Source organism: Flavobacterium azizsancarii (assembly GCF_027980145.1).
In the GTDB taxonomy this organism is placed as follows: domain Bacteria; phylum Bacteroidota; class Bacteroidia; order Flavobacteriales; family Flavobacteriaceae; genus Flavobacterium; species Flavobacterium azizsancarii.
Genome location: NZ_JAMZNK010000026.1, coordinates 60,687 through 78,432, shown reverse-complemented (window position 1 = coordinate 78,432; position 17,746 = coordinate 60,687). Strand labels below are relative to the sequence as shown.

Annotated in this window: 8 protein-coding genes; 7 read left to right on the top strand and 1 reads right to left on the bottom strand. The window is 34.4% G+C overall.

Features of this window, described 5'->3' with window-relative positions; translation table 11 throughout:
* The 3 genes from NJT12_RS15455 to NJT12_RS15445 form a co-directional block, all read left to right on the top strand.
* Positions 1-2,491: T9SS type B sorting domain-containing protein (locus NJT12_RS15455; RefSeq protein ID WP_271336816.1), on the top strand; the 2,491-nt coding region annotated here is incomplete at its 5' end.
* Between the two features lie 55 nt (positions 2,492-2,546).
* Complete coding sequence (locus NJT12_RS15450) at positions 2,547-3,452, top strand: PorP/SprF family type IX secretion system membrane protein (RefSeq protein WP_271336815.1); 906 nt, start codon at positions 2,547-2,549, stop codon at positions 3,450-3,452.
* 10 nt (positions 3,453-3,462) lie between these two features.
* Positions 3,463-5,403 (top strand): OmpA family protein, encoded by a 1,941-nt coding sequence (locus NJT12_RS15445; protein ID WP_271336814.1) that lies wholly within the window; start codon positions 3,463-3,465, stop codon positions 5,401-5,403.
* A 396-nt stretch (positions 5,404-5,799) separates the two neighbouring features.
* Here NJT12_RS15445 and NJT12_RS15440 read toward each other — a convergent pair whose 3' ends face one another.
* The gene (locus NJT12_RS15440) at positions 5,800-6,114 is read right to left on the bottom strand and encodes a hypothetical protein (RefSeq protein ID WP_271336813.1); all 315 of its coding nucleotides are present in this window, start codon (positions 6,112-6,114) and stop codon (positions 5,800-5,802) included.
* An 801-nt stretch (positions 6,115-6,915) separates the two neighbouring features.
* On the opposite strand from NJT12_RS15440, the gene NJT12_RS15435 reads away from it, so the two are divergent.
* From NJT12_RS15435 to sov, 4 genes are all read left to right on the top strand, one after another.
* Positions 6,916-7,341 (top strand): CBS domain-containing protein, encoded by a 426-nt coding sequence (locus tag NJT12_RS15435; RefSeq protein ID WP_271336812.1) that lies wholly within the window; start codon positions 6,916-6,918, stop codon positions 7,339-7,341.
* Between the two features lie 158 nt (positions 7,342-7,499).
* The gene (locus tag NJT12_RS15430; protein WP_271336811.1) at positions 7,500-9,791 is read left to right on the top strand and encodes an NADP-dependent malic enzyme; all 2,292 of its coding nucleotides are present in this window, start codon (positions 7,500-7,502) and stop codon (positions 9,789-9,791) included.
* Positions 9,792-9,869: 78 nt separating this feature from the next.
* A complete protein-coding gene (ruvA, locus tag NJT12_RS15425) occupies positions 9,870-10,451 on the top strand; it encodes a Holliday junction branch migration protein RuvA (protein WP_271336810.1) in 582 nt (193 codons plus the stop codon).
* A 24-nt stretch (positions 10,452-10,475) separates the two neighbouring features.
* Positions 10,476-17,675: a T9SS outer membrane translocon Sov/SprA gene (gene sov / locus NJT12_RS15420; protein ID WP_271336809.1), complete on the top strand. Its 7,200-nt coding sequence runs from the start codon at positions 10,476-10,478 to the stop codon at positions 17,673-17,675.
* Positions 17,676-17,746: the final 71 nt, after the last annotated feature.

Below are 17,746 nucleotides of genomic sequence, written 5' to 3'. Positions count from 1 at the left end.
AGGATTAACGGCAGGAACTACATATACCTTTACAGTAACAAATGCTGTAGGCTGTATTTCTGCTGCATCAGGTAATGTTGTGTTCAATGCACAACCTGCGACACCATCTGCACCAACAGTTGGAATCATAACACATCCAACCTGTACAGTTGCTACCGGAAGTTTTACGATTACAAATTATAATCCAAGTTATACTTATATTATAATTCCTTCCGTAGGAGTTATAAATAATGCGGGTATGATTACGGCACCTATAGGGAGTTATACGATTTCTGCCTCAGCAAACGGATGTATTTCCGAAGATTTTGGTTTCAAGATTAATTCTATCTTATGTGCCAATGCCGATAACAGTTACCCAGTGCAAGTTCCGGGTACAACAGTGGCAAGCACAGTTGGAAACGTAACCGATAATGACACTCTAAACGGAGTTGCCGTTACGGCTGGCAATACCGATGTTACACCAATAAGTGAAGGTCCATTAACAATAGATGCCGACGGAGTATTGACTCTTGAGCCAAATACTTTATCAGGCAGTTACAGTATTACTTACGAAATCTGTGAAAAAGGAGCCACTCCTGCAAATTGCAAAACAGCAACAGCTACCGTTGTTGTAAAAGGCAGTTTAGTTGCCAATGCCGATAACAGTTACCCAGTGCAAGTTCCGGGTACAACAGTGGCAAGCACAGTTGGAAACGTAACCGATAATGACACTCTAAACGGAGTTGCCGTTACGGCTGGCAATACCGATGTTACACCAATAAGTGAAGGTCCATTAACAATAGATGCCAACGGAGTATTGACTCTTGAGCCAAATACTTTATCAGGCAGTTACAGTATTACTTACGAAATCTGTGAAAAAGGAGCCACTCCTGCTAATTGTGCCAATGCAACAGTTACTGTTGTAGTAGGCAAAGGTGCAATCAAAGCTCTAACAGAGAGCACTCTTCCTATTAACGGAAGCATTGGAGGAACAACATTACCATTAATAAATAATGTTACATTAAACGGAAATTCAGCTGTTATTAAAAATAGTAATGGAGGAATAGTTCTGACAGTTGTAAAAGTTCCAACAGGATTAACTTTAAATCCGGACGGAACGGTAACAGTAAAACCAGGAACTCCAATAGGAAACTATGAGATTGAATATACTATTTGTGAATATTTAAATCCTGCAAATTGTGTTACTGTAAAAAGTTATGTTCCTGTAACGGGAGCAGTTTTACAGGCGAATAATGATAATGCAGGAACTGTAGATACTAATAAAGGACACAGTTCAACAACAAGTATATTTGATAATGATAGTATAAACGGATCAGTAATTAATCTTGCAGATGTTATTTTGACTACTGTTGTTTCGAATCCTAACTTAACTTTAAAGGCAGACGGAACAATCGAAATAAAGTCTGGAACGCCAACTGGAAATTATGAATTGACGTATCAGATTTGTGAAGTCTTAAATCCATCTAATTGTAGTCAGGCAGTTGCGAAGATTTCGGTAATAAATACTCCGCCAATCACGCCATTGATACAGCTTATCGTTAATAATGATGGATTAGTAAATGTTGACGGAATAAATGGTTCACTTGAGTTTATCAATGTTTTAGACAATGATTTATTAAAAGGTTTACCAATAAATCCTGCAGATGTGAATTTAAGTATGTCGCAAAGTGCTTACTTCGAATTAAATCAGGACGGAACTGTAAATGTGAAACCAAATACTCCGGGAGGAAATTACACATTAACCTACCAGGTTTGTGAAAAAGCAAATCCAACTAATTGTGGAATGGCAACGTTAAGTGTTTTTGTAGAATTCCCTGCCATTGCGATTATCAAAACAGCAGTGTTTAATGATGAAAACAATAACGGAGTTGCAAATGCAGGTGAGACAATTACATATAAATTTAAAGTAACAAACACAGGAAATGTTTCATTGACGGGAGTTATGATTTCAGATCCTTTACCAGGTGTTGTAGTTTCAGGACTAGCAATAAATTTAGGTGTAAACGAATCAGATGAATACAACTTTACAGCTACTTACAAGATTACGCAAAATGATATTAATAAAGGTAGCGTAAGCAATCAGGCAAGTGTTCAGGCACGAAGCAATAAAGGAGTTGTTGTAGATGATTTGTCAGATGATGGCAGTAATACAGGAGATAAACCTACGGTCTTAGACTTACATGGTTGTGTGATAAAAGTCTTTAATGCATTCTCTCCAAACGGAGACGAAAAGAATAAGAGATTCTATATCCAGGGATTAGAATGTTATCCTGATAATACGGTAGAAATTTACAACCGTTGGGGTATTTTAGTTTACGATGTAGACAATTACAACAACGAAGACCGTGCTTTTGTAGGTTACTCTCAAGGACGTACAACTGTAAAACAGTCTGAAGGATTGCCAGAAGGAACTTATTTCTATATTCTAAAATACAAAGACAGCAGTTCAGGCTCGCACCAGCTTTCAGGTTATTTATATATCAACAAATAAAAAAAATACAAGCGGCTTAGTTATTGGCTAAGCCGCTTTTTAAAAGCCCTTTTAAATGAAAAAGATAGTTTTAATTTTCATGTTTTTTACCGTTGTGTGTTCAGCGCAGCAAGATTCTCAATACACACAATATATGTACAATACCATTACGATCAATCCGGCTTATGCGGGTTCACGTGGTGCATTAAGTGTTTTTGGGTTATATCGTACACAATGGGTTGGACTTGATGGTGCGCCGGAAACCAGTACGTTCTCGGTAAATACACCTTTAAACAATAGCGATTTAGGACTTGGAGTATCTTTAGTAAATGATAAAATTGGGCCAACAAACGAAAATACGTTATCTACGGATTTATCATATACTGTTCCAACTTCTGAGACCTTTAAACTTTCCTTCGGAATAAAAGCAACAGCGAATCTTTTTAATCTAGATGTAAATAAATTAACTTTTGAAGATCAGGGCGATCCCCAATTTCAAGATTTAAGAAATAAAATTTCACCCAACATCGGGGCAGGTGTTTACTGGCATTCAGATAAAGCTTATGTAGGATTGTCTATTCCTAATTTTATCGAAACAAACAGATACAGTAATAATGATAATGCTATTTTCAAAGATAAAATAAACTACTATTTCATGGCAGGTTATGTTTTTGATATCGATTATTACGTCAAATTCAAACCGGCTGTATTGACAAAAATGGTACAAGGAGCTCCTTTACAAGTCGATCTTTCGGGTAATTTTATGTTCAATGATAAATTTGTATTAGGACTTGCCTACCGTTGGAGTGCATCGGTAAGTGCGCTGGCAGGTTTTCAGGTATCAGATGGTTTATATATAGGGTATGGTTATGATCATGAAACAACCAAATTAAGAAAATACAATTCCGGATCGCATGAAATTTTCCTGCGTTTTGAATTTTTTAATAATTATAACAGAATTACATCTCCAAGATTCTTCTAAAAAATGATACATGAAAATCAAAAACCTGAATTATACCGCTTTATTTTTACTCTTTTTCCTTAATATAATAGCACAAACAAGTGGTATAAAGTATGCCAATGATCAATACGAGAAATACGCTTATGTAGATGCAATAAAAGTTTACGAAAGTGTTGCAAATAAAGGATATAAAGATGAAAAGATGTTTCAGCGTCTTGGTAATTCCTATTATTTTAATGGCGAATTGCTAAAAGCCTTAAAATGGTACAACGAATTGTTTGCCACCAATGAGCAGCAAGATCCTGAATATTTATATAGATATGCACAATGTTTAAAATCTGACGGAAATTATGCTAAAGCAGATACGATTTTAGAAAAATTCAATCAAAAAATAACCACTGATAAAAGAGGAGTTTTATTTGAAGCCAATAAAAATTATTTAGAAGAAATAAAATCTAATTCCGGAAGATTCGAAATTGCCGATGCAGGAATTAATTCGAAACTTTCTGATTACGGAAGCACTATTTATGATAATAAATTAGTATTTACTTCTGCACGTGATACAGGCGGAATCGTAAAGAAAAACTTTAAATGGACAAATAGGTCTTTTACTAACTTATATACAGCCGAATTAGCTTCTGATGGAAGTATTGGAATTCCACAGCGTTTTCAGAAAAAAGTAAATACAAAATTCAATGAGTCAACACCTGTTTTTACAAAAGATGGGCGAACCATGTATTTTACCCGAAACAACTTTTTAGGCGGAAAAAGAGGAAGAGACAAAAATAAAGTTACTTTATTAAAATTATATAAAGCTAATTTGGTTAATGGCGAATGGAAAAACATTGAAGAACTTCCGTTCAGTAGTGATCAGTATAGTGTGGCACATCCTACATTAAGCGTCGATGAAAAAACATTGTATTTTGCATCAGATATGCCGGGAACGTTAGGACAATCAGATTTGTTTAAAGTAAAAATAAATGAGGACGGAACCTTTGGGAAACCCGAAAATTTAGGCGCAACAATAAATACCGAAGGAAGAGAAACGTTTCCTTTTATTTCCGGCGATAACGAACTTTATTTTGCCACTGACGGAAGACCAGGATTAGGCGGACTTGATATTTTTGTTTCTAAAATAAATAATGACGGTTCTTTCGAACAAATACAAAATGTTGGTGAACCCATAAATAGTAAACAAGACGATTTTGCTTTTATAATTGACAGTAAAAAAAGAAATGGTTTTTTCTCTTCAAACAGAGATAACGGATTAGGACTTGATGATATTTACCGTTTTACCGAAAAAAGAAAACTTAGTTGCGAACAAGAATTAACGGGAACAATTACAGATGTTGAAACAAACGCAATTCTTTCAGATACTAGAGTAACTTTGTTAGATGAAAGTTTTAATCCTGTAGCAGAAGTTGTTTCGGACGAAAAAGGAAATTATGTTTTTGCTAATGTAAATTGTGGTAAAAATTATTTTGTCAGAACATCAAAGACTGATTATGAAAGTAAAGAAAGTCCAATAACAATTAAAAAATTATCCGGAAAAACAACCTTACCAATTCAGTTAGAAAAAAGATTTAAAACAATAACGGTAGGAACAGATTTGGCAAAAACACTCGATATTCCTATTATTTATTTCGATTTGGATAAAGCTGTTATAAAGAAAGAATCAGTTTTTCAATTAGAGAAAATCATCGAAATATTAAAACAATATCCAGACCTAAAACTCGATATTCGTTCGCATACGGATAGCCGACAAACAGCAAAATACAATCAGATTTTATCTGATAAAAGAGCAAAGGCAACAATGAAATGGTTAGTAGACAAAGGAATTAATCCTAATAGATTAACATCGAAAGGCTACGGAGAATCACAACTTGTAAATCAATGTTCTGATGGCGTAAAATGTTCAGAAGAAGAACATCAGCAAAACAGAAGAAGTGAGTTTGTGATTACCAATTTGTAATTTTCGTATTGCAATCCTATATTTTGGCTGGATATTCATAAATATCCATCGGTTTGATTTATATTTCTGCTGGACTAAAGTCCAGCTCTACAATATATTTTGTTCCTCCGGAACTTGTGTTGTATTTTAGGCTTGTTTTATAAAACACCACTCATAAATATCCATCGGTTTGATTTATATTTCGGCTGGACTAAAGTCCAGCTCTACAATATATTTTGTTCCTCTGGAACTTATGCTGTATTTTAGGCTTGTTTTATAAAACACAATCCAGAAAGTTCCAAAATAACAAAGTATATTTCAGGTTTGCTTTATAAAACACCACTCATAAAGAGCCATCGGCTCGATTTATATTGTAGGGCTGGACTTTAGTCCAGTTTACAAAAACACCCCAATATTTTAATTATCCCCAACAACGATCTGATTAATTTCATCTAACAATTCAAATTCATCCAAAGGAAACATTTCCAGCACGGTTTCTAAAATAAGCGAAACATTTATAGGAGTTTTATTTGTTTCCGAAATTTTATGTTCCTCATGATCTAATGCCAAAACACACATTTTTAGGAGATTTGTAATCACGCAACCAAGCTCATAATAATGAGTTTGTGCTTTCGGAGCTTCTGATTGATTTTCATCCGATTTTGCAGTATTGAAATACGGGGCAAGTAATTTTCTGAGGTTCTCTAATTTTGTAGTTTCGGTTGTTTCCATGATCGTGTATTTTTAGTTTGATTGTATTGTATTTTTAATTCATGCAATTACTGTCTTTTATTTATTATTTCTCACATACTATAATATGTTGATGATTTTTTTGTGAAAATCCTATCAATAATTTATTTTTTGAAATTAAAAAAAGTCCCATCGGGACGACATATTTATAGAAAAATAAAAAAAATACAAAATTGAACCCCATTGGAGTGGCATATTTAATTGATTATATATGTCGCTCCTCTGGAGCATTAACGTCGTTCTAAACCAAATATATAAGTCCCATCGGGACGACATATTTCTAGAAAAAATAAAAAAAAATACAAAATTGAACCCCATTGGGGTGGCATATTTTATTGATTATATATATCGCTCCCCTGGAGCTTTATTTTGCATCGTTATGATTTGTTATAAATATATTGCTCCTCTGGAGCATTAACGTCGTTCTAAACCAAATATATAAGTCCCATCGGGACGACATATTTATAGAAAAATGAAAAAAACACAAAATTGAACCCCATCGGGGTGGTATATTTAATTATTTATTACTCCGCTGGAACTTTATTCAATATCATTATGGTTTTCACAAAACCCTCATTATTTAGAATAAATCTTCTGACAATCAAAACCCTGCATTTTTCGTAATAACATCATAAAATTCATTCATTTTTTTGAGGTAATATTTCTGAAATGTAAAATATTGTTTATTATGTTTAAAATGAATTGATTAAGTTTTAAAAAATCGATTTCGTTGTGGTGTGTATTCATTTTTTTCTAACTTTATAGATCTAAATTTTTTCAGATATGACTGTAAATCAAATACTAAACGCAAAAGGAAAAAATGTTTATTCGGTTCTTTCAACAACAACGGTTTATGAAGCCTTAAAAGTAATGGGAGAGAAAAACATAGGAGCTATTCTTGTTATTGATAATAGCGATTTAAAAGGAATATTATCTGAAAGGGATTATGCCCGAAAAATTGTTTTAAAAGACAAATCTTCAAAAGAAACTTTTGTTCATGAAATTATGGAAAGCAATGTTTTTTCGGTAAACCTTTCAAACAATATCGAGGATTGTATGGAGCTCATGAGTACCAAAAGAATCAGACATCTACCGGTTCTGGAGGACGGAATTGTAGTAGGAATAATTTCTATAAGCGATGTTGTAAAAGCGATTATAGAAATTCAAAAAGACACAATAAATCATTTAAACTCTTATATTTCACAATAAAAGAAATTAATAAAATAAGCTTGATAAAATAGTCCAAATAATAGCGGACTATTTTTTTTGGGGGTAATAAATGCTATTTTGACAAAAGAAAATAATAAAAATACCCCAATTTAAACCAAGACTTATATCTTTGTAAGCTAGAATAAAAGCTAAAATAAATGAACAAAGAGAGTAAAAGAAGAGAAGCGTTACTGTACCATTCAGAACCAACTCCAGGAAAAATTCAGGTAGTTCCAACAAAAAAATATGCAACCCAAAGAGACTTATCTTTGGCTTATTCGCCAGGAGTTGCAGAACCGTGTTTAGAAATTGCAGCAAACGTAGATGACGTTTACAAATATACAGCAAAAGGAAATTTAGTTGCCGTTATCTCAAACGGTACAGCTGTTTTAGGACTTGGGGATATTGGCCCGGAAGCTTCTAAACCAGTAATGGAAGGAAAAGGTTTATTGTTTAAAATATTCTCTGATATCGATGTTTTTGATATTGAAATTGGAACTAAGGATATTGAAGAATTTATTCAGACCGTAAAAAATATTGCTCCAACCTTTGGAGGAATTAACTTAGAAGATATCAAAGCACCGGAATCTTTCGAAATCGAAAGAAGATTGGTAGAAGAATTAGATATCCCGGTAATGCATGATGATCAGCATGGTACGGCAATAATTTCTTCGGCAGCTTTGATCAATGCGCTTGAATTAGCAGGAAAAAAAGCAGAAGATGTAAAAGTAGTAGTTTCAGGTGCAGGATCTGCAGCAATAGCTTGTACTGATTTATATGTTTTGTTAGGCGTACAAGTTAAGAATATTTTAATGTTTAATAGTAAAGGACTTTTAACAAAGGACAATCCTTCATTATCAGAACTACAATTGAAATATGCTATAGATGGTCCTAAAATTGATTTAGCCGAAGCCGTAAAAGGTGCAGATGTTTTTATAGGATTATCATCAGGAGATATTTTGTCTGCTGAAATGTTATTGACAATGAAAGAAAACCCGATTGTTTTTGCAATGGCAAATCCAAATCCGGAAATCGATTATAATTTAGCTACAGAAACTCGTAAAGATGTTATTATGGCTACAGGGCGTTCAGATTTTCCTAATCAGGTAAATAACGTTCTTGGTTTTCCATATATTTTTAGAGGAGCATTAGACGTACGTGCTACAAAAATTAACGAAGCGATGAAAATGGCTGCCGTAAAAGCTTTGGCTATTTTGGCAAAAGAGCCGGTTCCAGAGCAGGTTAATGTGGCTTACGGAGCAATGAAACTAGGTTTTGGGCAAGAATATATTATCCCTAAACCATTCGATCCAAGATTAATTACAGTAGTAGCACCGGCAGTTGCAAGAGCAGCAATGGAATCTGGTGTTGCAAAAAATCCTATTACAGACTGGGCAGCTTATGAAGATGCACTTCGCGAACGTATGGGTAACGATAATAAAATGGTGCGTTTGATTACGAATCGTGCAAAAATGGATCCTAAAAGAATCGTTTTTGCTGAGGCAGATCAGTTAAATGTATTAAAAGCAGCACAAATTGTTCATGAAGACGGAATTGGTTTTCCAATTTTATTAGGTAATAAAGAAGTAATTTTAGAATTAAAAGCTGAATTAGGTTTTGATGCTGATTTAGAAATTATTGATCCTAAAACAAACGAAGAAGAAGCAAGACGTAATAGATTTGCTGCTTCATATTGGGACACAAGAGAACGCAGAGGAGTTTCATTACTTGATGCACAAAAATACATGCGCGAAAGAAACTATTTCGCAGCAATGATGGTCAACGAAGGCGAAGCAGATGCTTTGGTTACAGGACATACAAGAAGTTACCCAACGGTTGTAAAACCAATGTTACAATTAATAGAGAAAGCTCCCGGAGCTTCACTTGTTGCAACAGCAAACATGATGATGACTTCTCGTGGACCAATGTTCTTGTCAGATACGGCAATTAATATCAATCCATCAGCCGAAGATCTTGTAAATATTGCTATCATGACAGCAAAAACGGCAAAAATGTTTGGTGTTGAGCCGGTTATTGCAATGGTTTCATTCTCGAACTTTGGTTCATCTACAAGTCCTAGTGCGTCAAAAGTGAGAGAAGCAGTTGCTTTCTTGCATAAAAATCACCCGGAATTAATTGTTGATGGAGAAATTCAGGCAGATTTTGCTTTAAATCAAGAAATGCTTGCAGAGAAATTTCCTTTCTCTAAATTAGCCGGTAAAAAGGTAAATACCCTGATATTCCCTAATTTAGATTCAGCTAATATTACTTATAAACTATTGAAAGAGTTGTATAAAGTAAATTCTATTGGTCCAATTATGATGGGAATGGGTAAACCGGTTCACATTTTTCAATTAGGAGCAAGTGTTGAGGAAATGGTTAATATGGCAGCAATTGCAGTAATTGACGCTCAGGCAAAAGAAAATAAAAAAAATAAACTGGCGAAATAGTATAAATCATTAAGAGGCAAATAATAATGTCGTATTTTTATTGCATTTTTGTTATATTTGGCCTTTATAAAATATACTATGATAGCACATTTGCAAGGGAAATTAGTTGAAAAAAATCCTACAGACGTCATAATTGACTGTGGAGGAGTTGGGTATCAGGTAAATATATCTTTACATACCTTTTCATTAATCCCTAATGCTGAAAATATAAAACTGTATACGCATCTTCTAATCAAGGAAGATGCGCATACTTTATTTGGTTTTGCTGAGAAATCAGAACGCGAAATATTCAGAATGTTATTATCTGTTTCAGGAATTGGAGCCAATATTGCCAGAACAATGTTATCTTCAATAGAACCCAGACAAATTATTAATGCGATTGCATCCGGAGATGTTGGTGTTATACAGTCAATTAAAGGAATTGGAAACAAAACAGCACAAAGAGTTATACTCGATTTGAAGGAAAAAGTGTTAAAGTTGTACGATTTAGATGAAGTTTCGGTAGTTCAAAACAATACAAATCGAGATGAAGCGTTATCTGCTTTGGAAGTTTTAGGTTTTGTTAGAAAAACTTCAGAAAAAGTAGTAGAAAAAATAGTAAAAGAAGATCCGGAAGCTACTGTTGAAACAATCATCAAAAAAGCGTTAAAAAGCCTATAAACTCAATTTTATATCAAGAATTGTATGCGTAAAATTTGTATTTTTTTACTGTTTTTATTTTGCGGTAATGTTTTGCGTGCGCAAGTAAATCCGACAGTTAAAGATACAACTAAGACTCAATTCTCAGTTGGTAAAGTAGAGATAGACAATCCGCCAAGTATACTTTCTGCTTACAGATATGATCCCATTACAGATCGATATATTTATACCAGTTCTGTTAATGGCTTCTCAATCAATTATCCTATTATATTAACCCCTAAAGAATACGAAGATTTAGTCCTGAAAGAATCTAGAAGAGATTACTTCAGAAAGAAATCAGACGCTATCGATGGTAAAAAAATAGGAAGCGAAGCCGCAAAAAAAGATTTATTACCTCGATATTATATTAATTCAGGTCTTTTTGAAAGTATTTTCGGGAGTAATACAATCGATGTAAAGCCCACAGGATCAGTAGAGATGGATTTGGGTGTTCGATATACCAAACAAGATAATCCTTCTTTCTCTCCAAGAAACAGGTCAAGTATGACCTTCGATTTTGATCAGCGAATCAGTATGAGCCTTATGGGAAAAGTAGGAACCAGATTAGAGGTAAATGCTAATTATGATACCCAGTCTACATTTGCTTTTCAGAATTTATTTAAACTGGCATACACCCCTTCAGAAGATGATATTATTCAAAAAGTAGAAGTTGGTAACGTCAGCATGCCATTAAATAGTACGCTTATTCGTGGTGCTCAAAGTTTGTTTGGGGTCAAGACACAACTGCAGTTTGGTAAGACAACAGTTACCGGAGTTTTCTCAGAACAGAAGTCGCAAACCAAGAGTATAGTTGCAGAAGGTGGAGGAACAGTTCAAAACTTTGATTTGTATGCTTTAGACTACGATAATGACAGACACTTTTTCTTATCACAATATTTTAGAAATAAATACGATGCTTCGTTAACCAAATATCCATTTATTGATAGCCGTGTTCAGATAACAAGAATAGAAGTTTGGGTAACCAATAAACAAAATAGAGTAAGCACAAACAATAATAATCTTAGAAACATTATTGCACTTCAGGATTTAGGTGAAGGACAAGTTACAGGTATTCCTGATAATCAGGTTGTAGTTATTAGTTCAACTGCAGGTTTTTTTAATAATCCTATCGATTCACCAACAGATAATAAGAACAATAAATACGATCCGGCTACAATTGGTCAGGCAGGAGCTTTCTTAAATTCAAACATTAGAGAAATTGTAACTGCAAAATCAGGATTTAATAATCCTAATACGAGCGAAGCCACAGATTATTCCGTACTTGAGAATGCAAGAAAATTAACGGCAAACGAATTTACTTTTAATGCACAATTAGGATATATCTCGTTGCAGCAGCGTTTAGCAAATGATGAGATTCTGGCAGTAGCTTTCGAGTATACCGTTGGGGGTAAAGTGTATCAGGTAGGAGAATTTGGTAGTGATGGAGTTGATGGTACCGTGGTTACAGGAAATAATAATGCGAATCAGGCTATTATTACACAAAGTTTAGTTTTGAAAATGCTGAAAAGTAATTTGACAAATGTTCAAAATCCGGTTTGGAACCTGATGATGAAAAACGTTTATCAAATTCCTCAGGCGTATCAGATCAAACAAGATGACTTTAGATTAAACATACTTTATACAGATCCTTCGCCAATAAATTATATTACGCCCGTTCAGGGAACTACCTTCCCCACGAACCCAACGCCGGACAATAAAGTCGATCAGACACCATTATTAAATGTGTTCAATTTAGATCGACTCAATTATAATAATGATCCGCAAACTGGCGGAGATGGTTTCTTTGATTATATTCCCGGTATAACGGTAGATGTTCAAAATGGCCGAATTATTTTTACGACCAAAGAACCTTTTGGAGAGCTTTTATTTAAAAAATTACAAAATACAGGTTCAGGCGAAAACTATGACGACGCCAATTCATACAATGCCAATCAGCAAAAATATGTTTTTAGAAACATGTATCGCAACACGCAATCCGGAGCATTGCAGGATAGTGATAAAAATAAATTCTTATTAAGAGGTAAATACAAATCATCAGGAAGCAACGGTATTCCAATTGGGGCGTTCAATGTGCCGCAGGGTTCTGTTGTGGTTATGGCTGCCGGACGAAGATTGGTAGAAGGTATCGATTATAGTGTCGATTATCAATTAGGCCGTGTTCAGATTTTAGATCCTTCGCTTCAGGCTTCGAATACACCAATTGAAGTTTCGTTAGAAAACAACTCCATTTTTGGTCAGCAAACCCGTAGATTTATGGGTTTCAATATTGAACATAAAATTTCTGATAATTTTGTTATTGGTGGTACTTATCTAAAAATGACAGAAAAACCATTTACTCAAAAATCGAGTTATGGACAGGAATCAGTAAACAATACAATCTTTGGTTTTAATGGAAATTACTCTACAGAAGTTCCATTTTTTACCAGATTAGTAAATAAGTTACCTAATATTGATACAGATGTTCCGTCGAATCTTTCTATTCGAGGAGAAGTAGCGTTTTTAAGACCTGATGCACCAAAAGCAAGTGATTTTGAAGGAGAAGCAACCATATATGTAGATGATTTCGAGGGATCACAATCGACAATCGATATGCGCTCTGCTTATGCTTGGAGTTTAGCTTCTACGCCATTTGTGAATTCTATAAATGACAATACTTTTAATGCAAATTCAAATACATTAGAGTATGGTTATAAACGAGCAAAATTATCCTGGTATACTATTGACCCAATATTTTATTCTTCGAAACCATCCGGAATTTCAAATGATGATTTGTCATTAAATACAACCAGAAGAATTTATAGTAGAGAGTTATATCCTAATACAGATATTGCCCAAGGACAAATTCAGGTAATCAATACACTTGATTTAACTTATTATCCATCTGATAGAGGACCATATAATAATAATCCAAATTTTGGTACGAACCCTGCAAATTCTAATTTTGGGGGAATCATGAGAGCTTTAAATTCAACAAATTTTGAGCAGGGAAATGTCGAATATATTCAGTTTTGGGTTTTAGATCCTTATGTTGGTAATTCGCAGGCACCAACGGGTAATACAGGAAAAATATATTTCAATTTAGGTGAAATTTCTGAAGATGTATTAAAAGACGGAAGAAAACAATACGAAAACGGATTAGGGCCAGGACAGATAATGGTAAATCCGCAACCACTTTGGGGAGATGTTCCGGCATCGCAATCCCTGATTTATGCTTTTGATACAAACCCGGAAAACCGTAGAAACCAAGATGTTGGTTTAGATGGTTTGCCAAGTTCAAAAGAAGGTTCGGTATATACTAATTATGCCGGAGAAAAAGATCCTGCAGCAGATGATTACATCTATTATTTAAATACCGATGGAGGAGTATTAGATCGTTATAAAAACTATAATGGTACAGAAAACAACTCAGCTGTAAGTATCGATGATCCTAATCGTGGTTCGACAACTTTGCCGGATGTAGAAGATATTAACCGTGATAATACAATGAGCACAATCAATGCTTATTATGAATATAGTATCGATGTAAAACCTGGAATGCAGGTTGGTCAAAATTTCATTACAGATATCCGCGAGGTAAGTAATGTCGAATTGCCTAATGGGGGAACAACAACAGCCAGATGGATTCAGTTTAAAATTCCGGTTTCACAACCTCAAAATACAATTGGTAATATTACAGATTTCAGATCGATTCGATTCATGCGTATGTTCATGACCGGTTTTAATAACCAAATGACAGTTCGTTTTGGAGCGCTGGATTTAGTACGAGGAGAGTGGAGAAGGTATACAGGAACGTTGGATGCAAATGATACAAATCCGGATGACGATGGTACTGAGTTTGATGTTTCGGCGGTTAATATTCAGGAAAACAGTACAAAATGTCCTGTAAATTATGTAATGCCTCCGGGAGTTCAAAGAGAACAATTGTACAACAACAATACCATCATCAATCAAAATGAGCAAGCATTAGCAGTGCGTATTGGTGGGGCAGGTTTACAGTATCAGGATTCAAGAGCAGTTTTTAAAAATGTAAGTGTTGATATGCGTCAGTACAAAAAATTAAAAATGTACCTGCACGCAGAATCTTTGCCTAACGAAAATAGTTTGCAAGATGATGAAATGATTGGTTTTATTCGTTTTGGAAATGACTTTACACAAAACTTTTATCAGGTCGAAATTCCATTAAAAGTAACGAGAACAGGAGGGTCTTGTGCAATAAGTCCTGATCAGGTCTGGATGGAAGATAATAATATCGATTTGGTTCTGGAATTATTGACCAGAATGAAAATTAAAGCCATGAGTATTGATATCAACTCTAATAAGCGAGACATTAACGGAATCTATTATCCGGACGATGATTTAAGTATAGGCGGAGGCGATGGCGATAGTAAATTAAGATTAGGTATAAAAGGAAATCCTAATTTTGGTTTAGTTCGAAATCTAATGGTTGGGGTAAAAAGCAGGGCAGATCACAAAAGCATTAAAGGAGAGGTTTGGTTCAATGAGCTTCGTTTGGCAGATTTAGAGAATAAAGGCGGAATGGCGGCAATATTGAATATTGATACCAATATGGCAGATTTTGCTACAGTTTCTGCTACCGGTAGAAAAAGTACAATTGGTTTTGGGTCTTTAGAGCAAGGCGCAAACGAGAGAGATCGTGAAGATATTCAGCAATATAATATTGTGACCAATCTTAATTTGGGTAAATTATTACCTCCAAAATGGGGAATCAACTTACCTTTTAATTATGCGATTGGTGAAGAAGTAATTACACCGGAATATGATCCTTTTAATCAGGATATCAAATTAGATCAGTTATTAAGAGAAACTACAGATCCGGCAGAAAAAGAAAATATCAGAACACGTGCTGTTGATTATACAAAACGAAGAAGTATTAACTTTATCGGAGTAAGAAAAGACAGAGCGCCCGAGCAAAAACCACACGTGTATGATGTCGAAAATTTAACGTTTTCACAATCGTATAATCAGGTAGAACGACATGATTATGAAGTCGAAAGTTATCTGGATGAACAATCGAATACAGCAGTGAATTATGCCTATACTTTTCAGCCAAAAGAAATAGTTCCTTTTAAGCAGACCAAATTCATGAAAAAAAGTGATTATTGGAAGATGTTGAGTGATTTTAATTTTAATTACTTACCGTCTAATATCTCTTTTAATACTAATATTTTAAGACAAAGTAACCGTCAGCAATTTAGAGAAGTTGAAGTTCAGGGAATTGGTCTGGATCCTTTATACAGAAGAAATTTTGCATTTAATTATCAATATGGTTTCGGTTATAATTTGACAAAATCATTAAAATTAAATTACACGGCAGCATCAAATAATATCGTTCGAAACTTTTTGAATGATGATAATTCGCCAAAGCAGGATTTTAATATCTGGGATGATTATTTAGATATAGGAACGCCAAATCAACACTTACAGCAATTGGTTTTGAATTATGATATTCCAATCAATAAGATTCCTGTTTTTGGATTCGTAAAAGCATCGTATTCTTATACTGCAGATTATAGCTGGCAGCGTTCATCAACAGCATTCTCTGAGTATGTTGACCCTAGTGGTAATCAGTTCGATTTAGGAAATACCATTCAGAATGCGAATTCGAATACGCTGACTACAACTTTTAGTATGAATACGCTGTATAAATATTTAGGATTAACACCTGGTGCAAAATCAGGAGTCAAGCCTAAACCAACGGCGCCGCCTAAACCAGGAGAAAAAATTGTAAATACAGCGAAACCTGTTACAAGCAGTAGTCCGTTTTATGATGGTATGATTGGAATCTTAACCAGTGTAAAAAACATTCAGGTTAATTATACTAAAAATAGCGGAACCGTTTTACCGGGTTATACGCCAAGTGTTGGTTTCTTTGGAACATCAAGACCAACTTTAGGATTTATTTTTGGAAGTCAGGATGATGTACGTTACGAAGCGGCTAAAAGAGGATGGTTGACAGATTATCAGGATTTTAATCAAAGCTTTACTCAGGTAACTAACAAGCTTTTGAAAGTTACGGCAAATATTGACTTATTGCCTGATTTAAAGATTGATTTAGCGATGGATCGTGCGTATTCTGAAAATTCATCAGAGCAGTTTAGTGTTGTAAACGGAGAATATTTGCCTTTGTCTCCTTATACTTATGGAATGTTCTCGATTTCGACAGTTTTAATCAAAACGGCATTCTCTACCAGCAGCGCAACTGAGTCAGCGGCATTTGATGATTTTAGAAACAATCGTTTGATTATTGCAGATCGTCTGGCAGGAGAGCATTATGGAGGAGCGGATATTCCGAGATATGGAGATGTAAATAATCCTATTCCGGCAGAAACAGATCCTAATTATAAAGTATATGTAGCGAATCAAGGATATCCAATAGGATTTACAAAAAGCAATCAGGCTGTTTTATTGCCAGCATTTTTGGCAGCTTATTCAGGAGGAAATGCTTCAAGCAGTTCGACGGATATTTTTAAAAGTTTTCCTATTCCAAACTGGAGTATAAAATACAATGGTCTGATGCGCTATAAATTTTTCAAGGATAAATTCAAGCGTTTCTCATTGCAGCATAATTACAGAGCATCTTATACGATAAATCAATTTAGGTCGAATTTTGATTTTACTGAAAAACCAAACGGTCAAGATGTAAATACCAATTTCTATAATAAGACTATTATGTCCAATGTCAATTTGGTAGAGCAGTTTAGTCCGCTTATCCGTGTAGATTTTGAATTAAAAGGTTCTTTAAGAATACTTACAGAAATCAAAAAAGACAGGGCATTATCAATGAGTTTTGATAATAATCTATTGACAGAAGTAAAAGGCATGGAGTATATAGTAGGTATGGGATATCGTTTTAAGGATGTTATTTTCTCATCAAGACTGGCGGATAGTCCAACCGGAATTATAAAAAGTGATATCAATATTAAAGCTGACTTTTCTCTTAGAAAGAATGAAACACTCGTACGTTATTTAGATTATGATAACAATCAACTGGCGGCGGGTCAGAATATATGGGCATTAAAATTAACTGCTGATTATTCGTTTAGTAAAAACCTAACGGCTATATTCTATTACGATCATTCGTTCTCTAAAGCTGTAATTTCGACATCATTTCCTTTAACGAACATCAGGTCAGGATTTACACTTCGATATAATTTCGGAAATTAATTTTTTTAGTTTCTAAACAGGATTTCATTAGAAGATTGTTACATTTGTGGCTTAATTATTAAATTATCAAT